Origin of the sequence: Trichormus sp. NMC-1, assembly GCF_001858025.1 — a bacterium.
Lineage (GTDB): Bacteria > Cyanobacteriota > Cyanobacteriia > Cyanobacteriales > Nostocaceae > Anabaena.
In genome coordinates this window covers 16953-29476 of sequence record NZ_LZQD01000008.1, presented here as the reverse complement: position 1 = coordinate 29476, position 12524 = coordinate 16953, and the positions used below count along the sequence as shown (strand labels likewise).

The following is a 12524-nucleotide window of genomic DNA, read 5'->3' as shown; positions in this document are numbered from 1 at the left end:
GCTCTTGGGGATAGGTATCTAGACAAATGATCCTAGCTTGATGTTTTGGTAGTTTCTCAATCAAGGACCGCTGAGTTAACAGTATTGATACTTGGGAATCTGATAGCATGAACGCTAATCGCTCTTGGGGATAGGTATCTAGACAAATGATCCTAGCTTGATGTTTTGGTAGTTTCTCAATCAAGGACCGCTGAGTTAACAGTATTGATACTTGGGAATCTGATAGCATGAACGCTAATCGCTCTTGGGGATAGGTATCTAGACAAATGATCCTAGCTTGATGTTTTGGTAGTTTCTCAATCAAGGACCGCTGAGTTAACAGTATTGATACTTGGGAATCTGATAGCATGAACGCTAATCGCTCTTGGGGATAGGTATCTAGACAAATGATCCTAGCTTGATGTTTTGGTAGTTTCTCAATCAAGGACCGCTGAGTTAACAGTATTGATACTTGGGAATCTGATAGCATGAACGCTAATCGCTCTTGGGGATAGGTATCTAGACAAATGATCCTAGCTTGATGTTTTGGTAGTTTCTCAATCAAGGACCGCTGAGTTAACAGTATTGATACTTGGGAATCTGATAGCATGAACGCTAATCGCTCTTGGGGATAGGTATCTAGACAAATGATCCTAGCTTGATGTTTTGGTAGTTTCTCAATCAAGGACCGCTGAGTTAACAGTATTGATACTTGGGAATCTGATAGCATGAACGCTAATCGCTCTTGGGGATAGGTATCTAGACAAATGATCCTAGCTTGATGTTTTGGTAGTTTCTCAATCAAGGACCGCTGAGTTAACAGTATTGATACTTGGGAATCTGATAGCATGAACGCTAATCGCTCTTGGGGATAGGTATCTAGACAAATGATCCTAGCTTGATGTTTTGGTAGTTTCTCAAAATAATTGATGGATACATTTATCTTGGGGATAATCTACCTCCGTCTGATTCCATTCAACTAGATTGATGGATACATTTATCTTGGGGATAATCTACCTCAGTCTGATTCCATTCAATTAATAATTGATGTCTTTCTTTTTCTGTAATTAGAGGAATATCAGCAAGAGTTTGTTCAGGAAGATTAATTATATTTGTTAATAGAGTTTCTAGATGTCCTAACATTCGAGCTATGGCATCATCGGCAAATCGAGTTTGTTGATAATTAATTTTTAGTAATAAATCTGATTCTGCATCAACAGATAATATCAAAGGATATTCAAAACATTCTAATTTTTCATAATTTCCAAATATTACCAGCATCTCAAATAATGGTAATTCTGGGGGAATTTCACTATATTGTCGAATTTGTTCTAGGGGAATATATTCATACTCTGTCAAAGTAGACCATTGTCTCTGTATGTTTTTCAGCCAGGATAAAACTGAAGCATCAGGTGCAACGGAAACTCGCACAGGTACAATATAAAAATCAGGTTTTTCGGTGGTTGCACCAAACAGAATATCTGTTTCTCTAGTATAGTGACTCAAAAGTAAAGCCACTGCCGCTTTAATGAGACTATAAAGGCTTAATTTATTGTTTTGGGAAAAAGTTGTTAAATCCGAAGTTTTACTGCTTGACAGGCGAATTTCTTGGGTTGCATGGGATAGGTGGGATGAGGAGGAAGGTGTCAACCCAGGTAATGTGGCAGGGGCTGTGAAACCGTGTAAAAAACTCCTCCAGAATCTTTCAGGATTTGCATAGGACTCTAGAGAGGTATCTTTTATATTCTTCATAATTAATCTAAATTATTGACTAAATTAATACTTTGGGCAGGTTTTTTCAATTGCCTATAACAAAGATTATTATTATGGCAAACCCCTGCCAAAATTTTAGTTTAGCAGGGGATTGTCTAGTTCAAGCAGAAAGCACTATCGCCGAAATTGCTATTGCTAGTCATTTATGCGATTCATCCAGAGACAACTCCATCTGCAAGACCAAGACCGTTGTTGTAATTATCCAGGTTGGTATTAATTACACTACCAGAATCTAAGGGATAGAGAACATTGGTGTTGGATCTATAGGCGCTTGGTAAACTGGAGGCACTGGAAATACCTAGATTCCAGAAGCTATTAGCAAGCTGAGGGCTACTAACAGTGCTGCCCGTCATTCGGAATATCGCGCCATCACCTTTCTTATCGCCATTTTCGTCTGGAGTGAAGCCTTGTAACCAGTTGATGCCTTCGTTGATATAGTATCGTTCATCCTTATCAGTCGCATTCGCAGTGTCAATGGGGTTGCCAGCGAGATAATTCAACCAACCAGCAACCAAGGAACGACCAAGATCGTAACGCTTATCTGTGTTGGGGTGTTGTGAGGAATCAACAATCTGGCGTGCTTGATTGAGAGTATAGAAGATTGTGTTCTCACCTGTATCAGTTTTACCGTTGCGGTTGTAGTCACCGATGAGTAAACCGATGTCATATTGTCCTCTGACTGGATCAAGAACTTTTCCAGGTTGCTCGGAGTTGGTATAAGGTGCGAACAGAAGATCACTGCCTGGGAAATTGGGCTGTGTTTTTTGTGATGGTTCGTTGCCTTGAATACCATCCCAGAACTTCTGCCACTCTGTATTTTGCCAGAAGCCTGGAGTACGCACACCAGGGGCGTTAATCAAGGTGTCAGTATCTGTGGCACTGTTATTGTTAGGATTGGTATCAGTGAACCCTGTGGGAGGAGTGACTGTAGCAGTGTTGATCAGAGAAGTTGTTGTTGGTGCAACATATTTCTGAACATCTAAATACTCAATCTTGAATTGATCGTTTGTATCATCCGTCTTAGCGGCGATAACTAAAGTGTTACCAACATTGTTAGCAGCATTGATATTCGCCCAGCGACTACTGCTACCACCCAAGTTAACTTCAGTGAAGCCAAAGCTGCTGAGAATAGAGTCGCTTAAATTAGTGACAGGACTGTTAAAGTTACCGATCCACACGGAGATGTCACTGTCATTAACGACGTATTCCAGATAAGCCCTATCAATGATAACTGATTCAGAGAATCGGAATAGGACGTAGTTATCTCTGCCACCGCCGTTATCAACGCGATGAAAAGTACCAGTTTCGCTGCTGTCGGTAACACCTAAACCACCACTATAGCTACCGAGATAAGCAGTACTCCAAGCTCCATTTGTACCATCTACACGGCTAAAGGCACGTGCGTTAACAGAAATACCGTCCTTTGTGAACGTCCGGCTATTACCATTGGCTCCAGTTGTAAAACTATTACCAGTGAAGTCAAAAGTGGTGGTTGAAGAAACGGAGGAACTAGATGAGCTAGGACTAGCACCTACTGTAGCGTTCACTGTGTAAGTGATGCTACTACCACCTGTCAGAGTCACATAATCGTTGATGTTGCCTGTACCACTGAGTTGATTGTTTCTAGCTCCTCCGGTGGCCACACTTGTCCAGGTAACATTTGTCAGCAGGCTGGGTATGATATCGCTAACGAGGGCATCGGTGGCAGTCATTAGACCATTGTTGGCGACAACGATGGTATAGGTTATTTGCTGTCCGGGAGCTACTGTGGTCAAACCGTCGGTTTTGGTAATCGACAAGTCGCTGATATTTTTGATTAGTCCCGCATCAATGGTGAAGTTGTCAGCTGTACCGACGAAGAATTGAGTCGTTGAGCCGTTGGCATTAACAACATTACTATCAACCGCACTGTTACCTACATTGGCAGTGGTGAATCCATCAAAGCCAGTGGGTTGAACAAATTGAACACTGTAGGTGTTATTGGTGTTGACAGTAAATTCGTATAGACCGTCGGCATCGGTTGTTGCTGTTCCGATTTGAGTACCAGCTTGGCTAAAGAGCTTAACACTGACTCCGGCAACACCAGATTCACCCGTTTCTTGGATACCATTTCCATTGGTGTCGTACCAAACGCGATCGCCAATTCTGACAGTGGGGGGAGCGATTTGAGAAATCCCTGCATCCACAGTAGTATTGTTTTCCCCAGAAGCAAGAGTGACAATCTGGGTTTTGCCAGTGGTGGTATTAGCATCAGAATCTACAGCATCATCAATACCTACGTTAGCTTGAGTAAACTGATATCCTGTAGGCAAATTAGAGAATTGGACTTGATATTGTTGACCAGGTGTGAGTCCAGTGAAGTTGTAGTTGCCACTCGTATCGGTAGTTTTGGTCTCAGTGGTGTTGTCCGCAGTGGTACTAATTAGTCCATCTGCTCCCCCACCGATCAGGGTAACGGTTACACCGGCTACTCCGTCTTCACCAGCATCTTGAATGCCGTTCTTGCTGGAATCGTTGAATACAAAGTCTCCTAATGAAGCTGTCTTGTAGAAACCTGCATCAACTGTGGTGTCATTTTCTCCAGGAGACAGATTCACAACATCGGAGATGAGTCCATCACTATCAACGCTATCATCACCACCAACATTAGTAGGACTTACGCCGTTAAAGCCAGTGGGTTGGACAAACTGAATTTTGTAGTCTCCTGGTAGCAGGTTGGTGAAGGAGTAAAGGCCATCACTGTCTGTAGTGGTACTAGAGATGACAGTAGTGCCAGTTGCATTCAATAGTTTGACAGTGGCACCACCTATACCTGTTTCTCCATCATCTTGAATGCCGTTGGCGTTGCTATCTTCAAAGACAAAATCACCCAAGCTGGCTCGTCTTACCAAACCTGCATCTAATGTGTCGTTGAATTGTCCTGATGTCAGGGTGACTGTTTGGGTTAAGCCTGTGCTGGGGTTAGCATCGCTATCTTTGGCATCATTATTTCCCTCGTTATCTCTGGTGAAGCTGTAACCTTCTGGGGCGGTGAATTGGACTTGGTAGTCTCCGGGAGTTAAGCCACTAAATTGGTAGTTACCATTAGCATCTGTTGTGGTGCTGGTAATGACACTGCCATCTGCGGGGTTGATTAAGTCTACGATGACATCTTCTAAACCAGTTTCTCCAGCATCTTGAATGCCATTGTTGTTCCCATCGTTAAATACGAAGTCTCCCAATGAGGCTGTGTTGTAGAAGCCTGCATCAACTGTGGTGTCATTTTCTCCAGGAGATAGGTTAATAACTCCAGTGGTTAAGTTACCAGCCGCATCGCTATCAACGCTATCATCAACACCAACATTAGCGGTACTTACGTTAGTGAAGTCATTGGGTTGAACAAACTGAACTTTGTAGTCTCCTGGTTGCAGGTTGGTGAAGGAATATAGTCCACTGCCATTGGTGCTGGTGGTGGCAATGAAATTACCATTTGCATCCAATAAGTTGACTGTGGCATTGTTTATACCTGCTTCACCAGCATCTTGAATGCCGTTGGCGTTTTTGTCTTCAAAGACAAAGTTACCCAAGCTGGCTAGTGGTACTAAACCTGCATCTAATGTGCCGTTGAAATCTCCGGATGTCAGGGTGACTGTTTGGGTTAAGCCTGTGCTGGTGTTAGCATCGGAGTCTACAGCATCATTTCCACCTTGGTCAGATGTGCTGAAACTATAACCTGTTGGGGCGGTGAATTGGACTTGGTAGTCTCCGGGAGTTAAGCCACTGAATTGGTAGCCACCGTTAGTATTGGTGGTGGTTGTAGCAATGACACTGCCATCTGCGGGGTTGATTAACTCTACTGTTACCCCACTAACTCCTGCTTCACCTGCATCTTGGATGCCGTTGTTGTTACCATCGTTAAATACGAAGTCTCCCAATGAGGCTGTGTTGTAGAAGCCTGCATCAACTGTGGTGTCATTTTCTCCGGGAGATAGGTTAATAACTCCAGTGGTTAAGTTACCAGCCGCATCGCTATCAACGCTATCATCAACACCAACATTAGCGGTACTTACGTTAGTGAAGTCATTGGGTTGAACAAACTGAACTTTGTAATCCCCTGGTTGCAGGTCGTTGAAGGAGTAGAGTCCGTCACCGTCTGTCGTGGTGGTAGCAATGACGTTACCTGCTGTATCTAACAGGTTGACACTAGCGTTAGCAATGCCTTGTTCCCCTGCATCTTGGATGCCATCTGCATCTAGGTCATGGAAAACTTTGTCTCCCAAGCTGGCTAGTTGGACTAAACCTGCGTCTAATGTGCCGTTGAATTCTCCACTTGTCAGGGTGACTGTTTGAGTCAAGCCTGTGCTGGTGTTGGCATCAGAATCTACAGTATCGTCTCCACCTTGGTTCGCTGTGCTGAAAACATAACCTGTTGGTGATGTGAATTTAACTTGGTAGTCTCCGGGGGTTAAGCCTGTGAAGGTGTAAGCACCAGTGCCATCTGTGGTGGTTGTAGCAATGACACTGCCATCTGTGGGGTTGATTAATTCGACTGTGACTTCACCAATTCCTGCTTCACCAGCATCTTGAATGCCGTTGTTGTTCCCATCGTTAAATACAAAGTCTCCCAGTGAGGCTGTGTTGTAGAAGCCTGCATCAACTGTGGTGTCATTTTCTCCAGGAGATAGGTTAATAACTCCAGTGGTTAAGTTACCAGCCGCATCGCTATCAACGCTATCATCAACACCAACATTAGCGGTACTTACGTTAGTGAAGTCATTGGGTTGAACAAACTGAACTTTGTAGTCTCCTGGTTGCAGGTTTGTGAAGGAATACAATCCGTCACCGTCTGTAGTGGTGGTAGCAATGACGTTACCTGCTGTATCTAACAGGTTGACACTAGCGTTAGCAATGCCTTGTTCCCCTGCATCTTGGATGCCATCTGCATCTAGGTCATGGAAAACTTTGTCTCCCAAGCTGGCTAGTTGGACTAAACCTGCGTCTAATGTGCCGTTGAATTCTCCACTTGTCAGGGTGACTGTTTGAGTCAAGCCTGTGCTGGTGTTGGCATCAGAATCTACAGTATCGTCTCCACCTTGGTTCGCTGTGCTGAAAACATAACCTGTTGGTGATGTGAATTTAACTTGGTAGTCTCCGGGGGTTAAGCCTGTGAAGGTGTAAGCACCAGTGCCATCTGTGGTGGTTGTAGCAATGACACTGCCATCTGTGGGGTTGATTAATTCGACTGTGACTTCACCAATTCCTGCTTCACCTGCATCTTGAATGCCGTTGTTGTTAGCATCGTTGAATACAAAGTCTCCCAGTGAGGCTGTGTTGTAGAAGCCTGCATCAACTGTGGTGTCATTTTCTCCAGGAGATAGGTTAATAACTCCAGTGGTTAAGTTACCAGCCGCATCGCTATCAACGCTATCATCAACACCAACATTAGCGGTACTTACGTTAGTGAAGTCATTGGGTTGAACAAACTGAACTTTGTAGTCTCCTGGTTGCAGGTTTGTGAAGGAATACAATCCGTCACCGTCTGTAGTGGTGGTAGCAATGACGTTACCTGCTGTATCTAACAGGTTGACACTAGCGTTAGCAATGCCTTGTTCCCCTGCATCTTGGATGCCATCTGCATCTAGGTCATGGAAAACTTTGTCTCCCAAGCTGGCTAGTTGGACTAAACCTGCGTCTAATGTGCCGTTGAATTCTCCACTTGTCAGGGTGACTGTTTGAGTCAAGCCTGTGCTGGTGTTGGCATCAGAATCTACAGTATCGTCTCCACCTTGGTTCGCTGTGCTGAAAACATAACCTGTTGGTGATGTGAATTTAACTTGGTAGTCTCCGGGGGTTAAGCCTGTGAAGGTGTAAGCACCGGTCTCATCTGTGGTGGTTGTAGCAATGACACTGCCATCTGCGGGGTTGATTAACTCTACTGTTACCCCACTAACTCCTGCTTCACCTGCATCTTGGATGCCGTTGTTGTTACCATCGTTAAATACGAAGTCTCCCAATGAGGCTGTGTTGTAGAAGCCTGCATCAACTGTGGTGTCATTTTCTCCAGGAGATAGGTTAATAACTCCAGTGGTTAAGTTACCAGCCGCATCGCTATCAACGCTATCATCAACACCAACATTAGCGGTACTTACGTTAGTGAAGTCATTGGGTTGAACAAACTGAACTTTGTAATCCCCTGGTTGCAGGTCGTTGAAGGAGTAGAGTCCGTCACCGTCTGTCGTGGTGGTAGCAATGACGTTACCTGCTGTATCTAACAGGTTGACACTAGCGTTAGCAATGCCTTGTTCCCCTGCATCTTGGATGCCATCTGCATCTAGGTCATGGAAAACTTTGTCTCCCAAGCTGGCTAGTTGGACTAAACCTGCGTCTAATGTGCCGTTGAATTCTCCACTTGTCAGGGTGACTGTTTGAGTCAAGCCTGTGCTGGTGTTGGCATCAGAATCTACAGTATCGTCTCCACCTTGGTTCGCTGTGCTGAAAACATAACCTGTTGGTGATGTGAATTTAACTTGGTAGTTTCCGGGGGTTAAGCCTGTGAAGGTGTAAGCACCAGTGCCATCTGTGGTGGTTGTAGCAATGACACTGCCATTTGCGGGGTTGATTAACTCGACTGTGACTCCACCTACTCCTGCTTCACCTGCATCTTGGATGCCGTTGTTGTTACCATCGTTGAATACGAAGTCTCCTAATGAGGCTTTTTTGTAGAAGCCTGCATCAATGGTGTTGTTAATCTCTCCACCACGTAAAATAATAGGCGTGGAAGTAAAATTATTGCTGGGGTTGGCGTTGGAATCGAAAGATGTGTTGCTGCCTTGCAGGTAGGGACTGACTGTATTAAAGTCGGTTGGCAAGGTAAATCTCACCTGATAAGAGCCATTAGGACTATTAGTAACAGTAGAGCCACCAGAAGAGTTATAGTTAACAGTGATATTAGGCAGCAGGGGTCCAAACTGATACCAACCCTTCTCAATTGCTGCTGTGTTGGGGTTGTCTCCGGTGGTAGTAGTACCGAGAACATCACCGCTGGCATTGAGTAATGTAACAGTTGCGCCATCAATTCCTGATTCGTTAGCGTCCTGAATTCCATTCGCATTCAGGTCTTCCCAAACAAAATCGCCAATACCCGCTGTCTTGACTTCCAAGAAAAGAGGCTGCACTGAATTACCATTAGCATCTTTACCAGCGACAATTACAGCAATATCTTGGCCAGCCACTGGCACAAATGTGCTGCCATTAGTTACAGCTGCCTGAACAAGAGCATTTGCTTTTGCAAAGGTTTTATCATAAGTGGTTCCCAAAGTGGTCAAGTCAGTAGGAATTTGGTCACCTAGTATTTTCCAGAGGGCTAACTGTATATCTCCTCGGAAGTAGGTAACATTATTGTAGACGTATGCATTGGCATTCGTTGTTGAGAGATTTGCTTTTTCTGTAACGTTGTTAAATAACCAGTTGATTTGCTGAAGTTTATTCAGGAATTGATCGGTATCGGTAGATGAGCGAATTAGTGTTTGTGAGTCATTTTGAAGTACGCCAGTAGGTATAATTTCATAAGTGGAATAAGTTGCAGCAGTGTAAATGGTAGTTCCCGTACTCATCTGAACTATACTGTTAGCACACCAAGCATCATAAGATCCATTCAGCAGTCCGCCGTTGGAGATGGTGACATTTACGTAGCTGGGTAAACCAAATCTTGTAGTATTTGAGATGTCGTAGTCGACGATTCTTTCGCCAACTGTATCCTGTAATGTTGAGTTAAAGATTGAGAAATTATCGGCCATGGTTTGTGATACCTATTCAGTAATTCGAGGGGTGTTTTTTTAGGTGTTCTGGGAATTGCCTGGTAAATCTCTTGATTGGCTGTCCCTTTGTATAGCTAACGTCGTTAGTAAGGAATTAAGGTGAAATTGCTTTTGTCAATTCGTAATAATCCTTAAATTTATAGGTCTTAAATATACCTCTTTACTGTTTTTGAGTAGGAATGAATTAAGCATTAAAATGCTACGCAATAGCACTAGGCAAAGTGCCAAAGGCGATCGAATTGATAAAAATAGTATTTCCTACTCTGATTATCAGAATTCTTTTAAGAATGATTGCTCACTGACAAATAAGAATTGGCCTTAACTTGTTTGTGACGAGGTAACATTTAACTTATTAGTAAGAATAGTATGGATGTGGCCAAAGTTACTACTACTTTTAGTGAAATTTCTGCAAAGATTGATGTAAATACTGTGAAGATTGGCTTTTTTGCACTTGGTGAATACTGTGAACAGCTAATAGATGAGTTGGTGTCTTAATTCTGAAAGCTTTTTATCATATAGCTTTAAACGATTATTCAAAATTAAAGCTCCAGCAAGTTTTTAGTATAATTAACCTGAGAAAATTCTCAAATATAATTTAGCAACAATAAATATTACAGCATTAAAGCTCATTATACTATTCCTATATCTATAAAAATAAGATATTTGAGTAATTAAATATACAAATAAGTTACGATATAATGCGATCGCTAACGTACATCTATAAGTCATGTTCCCAAATTGATTAATAGTCAGTCGCATCAAACAACTGACCACTAATTGTTACCCTTCACTCATTACTCATTACTGGCTCTAATTTTCCCACTTCAATGGACAAATGCTGATCCATCCAAGTCTGCAAATCAGTCAGCACTTGATGATAATTGATGTCACAGTGTAAATCATGATAAGCTCCCGGATACTCAATACGTTGTTTATCTGAATAAGTGACTCGCTGGTAAAAAAGTTCACTTCCCCCAGGTAAAGCTACTCTATCCGCACCACCATGCAAAATTAATAGCGGTACTTGCCATTCTGCTGCATGAGCATGAATCCAAGCTAGTGTAGCAAAAAACTCTGTAGAAAACCGGGCTGTGGCACGGGTATGGCGTAACTGATCTTGAGTGTAGCTGGTCACAATCTCCTCATTCCGTGAACCAGCAGTTGTGTCTAGTCCGGTATTTAAGGAAAAACGCGGCCACACCCGCGAGAGCATTTTTCCTAAAAGTATTCGTATCGGTGATACTCCCACCTCTCCAATACTTGGTGCAGATACAATCACACCTTGCAATGCAGATGCGTCCTGTGGATAGCGCAGAGTGTAGTCTAAGACTATCATTCCGCCCATGCTATGACCAAAAAGGAAAATTGGGCATCCTGGTTGCTGCTTTTGTATTATCTGTAAGAAGGCTCGGACATCATCACGAAACTCAGCCCAAGTATTGATGTAACCTCTTTGACCAGGTGAGCGTCCATGACCACGCAAATCTAAGCCATAAATAGCATATTGCTTAGGTAACAAATGCTCAACTATATTTGTATACAGACCGCTGTGTCCTCCCAGTCCATGTACTATAACTAATATCGCTCTTACCTTACCCTCTGGATTCCAGCTTTGGTAATACAGATCAAGTCCCCCAACACCTTTAAATGTGCCGACGCTGTGGTAAATCATAGGGTTAATTTTTTACGTTCTTTCCCAGCAAGCTATTAGCCTATCAAGGTACATTGTAAGGAAATTTGCTTCTAACTGGGGGAGGAATTACAGAAATTTAGGTGACAGGTGACAGGTGACAGGTGACAGTGAAGATAAAATAAGCAGATGGAAAATACTAACGGGTCAGAAAATTTACCACCTGTGACTGACGCAACTATCCAGCGGGTGTGGGAAGGTGTAGCTGCGGCAAGCCATCGCTCTATTCGTTATACTATAGAAACTACTCTCCTTCAGTTATCGGCTATTGATCAGGAATATGGGGAACGGCGAGTTAATGCTAATATCAGACGTTGGGTAGTGCGATCGCTCATTCATTGCCTATTCAGTGTCAAAGTTGAAAACATTGAAAATATCCCACCCACACCAGCAATCTTAGCTGCTAATCATCTTCACCACTTCGACCCATTGGTTTTACTCTCAGAAATTCCCACCCAGCCTCACTATTATATTCTCGGTGATGCCCGCACTCTCTATAACAAATGGTGGAAACGCTGGATTTTAGGTTTTGCTGGTGGTGTTATTCCTTTAGAAAGAATTTGGGGTGAAGAACAGGCTGTTATTGCCGCTGCTAAAGCCGGACGAGACGATTTACAAGAACTTGCTCAAGTCATTAAAGATACCGTTAACCCTGGTGGAGATATCCAGACAATCCGCCGCATAGACCGCATTGTTTCGGCTATTTTAGCCCGTGGAGATGGGTTGATGATTTTTCCTGAGGGAAAACTGGGAACTGCTGAAGGTCATTTGCATCCTTTCAAACGCGGGACTGTAATTTATGCTTGGCGGGCTGGCGTGCCAATTGTACCCATAGCATTAATTGGTACTCATGACTTATTTTTGAGAAAAAAGTTAACAATTCGGGTGGGCGAACCTTTATATTTTCCCCCAACTACAAGGCCGAAGCGTCAGGAAATAGATTCAGCTTTGGAAGCATTACAAGAAGCAATACAGGCTTTGTTACTTACAGATTATCAAGAACCAACGGGGATAAAGTTGTTACAGAATTTTCTCAATCGGATGTTGTTGTAAAAGGAAATATTGCGATGCCTGCGGCGGGCCGAGCCATCGCTTCACTCATGATACTGCATAGATTACATAAAACCCCACCCCTAGCCCCTCCCCGCAAGCGAGGAGGGGGACTGGATTTTCGGTTAAATTTTGTTTTTAGGGTTGGAAATTCACTCCGTGTACGGAGTTTTACAGAAGTTATATCTGGTTCAACTTCCAGAAGAGGACGGGAAAACAGTAGCCCCCTCTCTAAC

The 12524-nt window shown here is 43.3% G+C and carries 5 protein-coding genes; 2 read left to right on the top strand and 3 right to left on the bottom strand.

Annotated elements, in window-relative coordinates; all coding sequences use genetic code 11:
- Positions 1-954: 954 nt before the first annotated feature.
- The gene (locus A9Y75_RS21015) at positions 955-1731 is read right to left on the bottom strand and encodes a condensation domain-containing protein (protein WP_071191491.1); all 777 of its coding nucleotides are present in this window, start codon (positions 1729-1731) and stop codon (positions 955-957) included.
- A gap of 173 nt (positions 1732-1904) precedes the next feature.
- The gene (locus A9Y75_RS21010; protein ID WP_083389696.1) at positions 1905-9527 is read right to left on the bottom strand and encodes an SdrD B-like domain-containing protein; all 7623 of its coding nucleotides are present in this window, start codon (positions 9525-9527) and stop codon (positions 1905-1907) included.
- A gap of 387 nt (positions 9528-9914) precedes the next feature.
- On the opposite strand from A9Y75_RS21010, the gene A9Y75_RS30265 reads away from it, so the two are divergent.
- A complete protein-coding gene (locus tag A9Y75_RS30265; protein ID WP_269086323.1) occupies positions 9915-10043 on the top strand; it encodes a hypothetical protein in 129 nt (42 codons plus the stop codon).
- A gap of 292 nt (positions 10044-10335) precedes the next feature.
- On the opposite strand, the gene A9Y75_RS21005 is transcribed toward A9Y75_RS30265, so the two are convergent.
- Positions 10336-11220, bottom strand: coding sequence for an alpha/beta hydrolase (locus tag A9Y75_RS21005; RefSeq protein WP_071191489.1), 885 nt, complete (start codon positions 11218-11220; stop codon positions 10336-10338).
- A gap of 147 nt (positions 11221-11367) precedes the next feature.
- On the opposite strand from A9Y75_RS21005, the gene A9Y75_RS21000 reads away from it, so the two are divergent.
- Positions 11368-12291 carry a 1-acyl-sn-glycerol-3-phosphate acyltransferase gene (locus tag A9Y75_RS21000; protein ID WP_071191488.1) on the top strand — a complete coding sequence of 308 codons (924 nt, stop codon included), beginning with the start codon at positions 11368-11370 and terminating at the stop codon, positions 12289-12291.
- Positions 12292-12524: the final 233 nt, after the last annotated feature.

Excerpts from the sequence above, each read along its gene's own strand:
- A9Y75_RS21000 (WP_071191488.1), top strand. The coding sequence starts at position 11,368 with ATGGAAAATACTAACGGGTCAGAAAATTTACCACCTGTGACTGACGCA.
- A9Y75_RS21015 (WP_071191491.1), bottom strand. The coding sequence starts at position 1,731 with ATGAAGAATATAAAAGATACCTCTCTAGAGTCCTATGCAAATCCTGAA.
- A9Y75_RS21010 (WP_083389696.1), bottom strand. The coding sequence starts at position 9,527 with ATGGCCGATAATTTCTCAATCTTTAACTCAACATTACAGGATACAGTT.
- A9Y75_RS21005 (WP_071191489.1), bottom strand. The coding sequence starts at position 11,220 with ATGATTTACCACAGCGTCGGCACATTTAAAGGTGTTGGGGGACTTGAT.
- A9Y75_RS30265 (WP_269086323.1), top strand. The coding sequence starts at position 9,915 with ATGGATGTGGCCAAAGTTACTACTACTTTTAGTGAAATTTCTGCAAAG.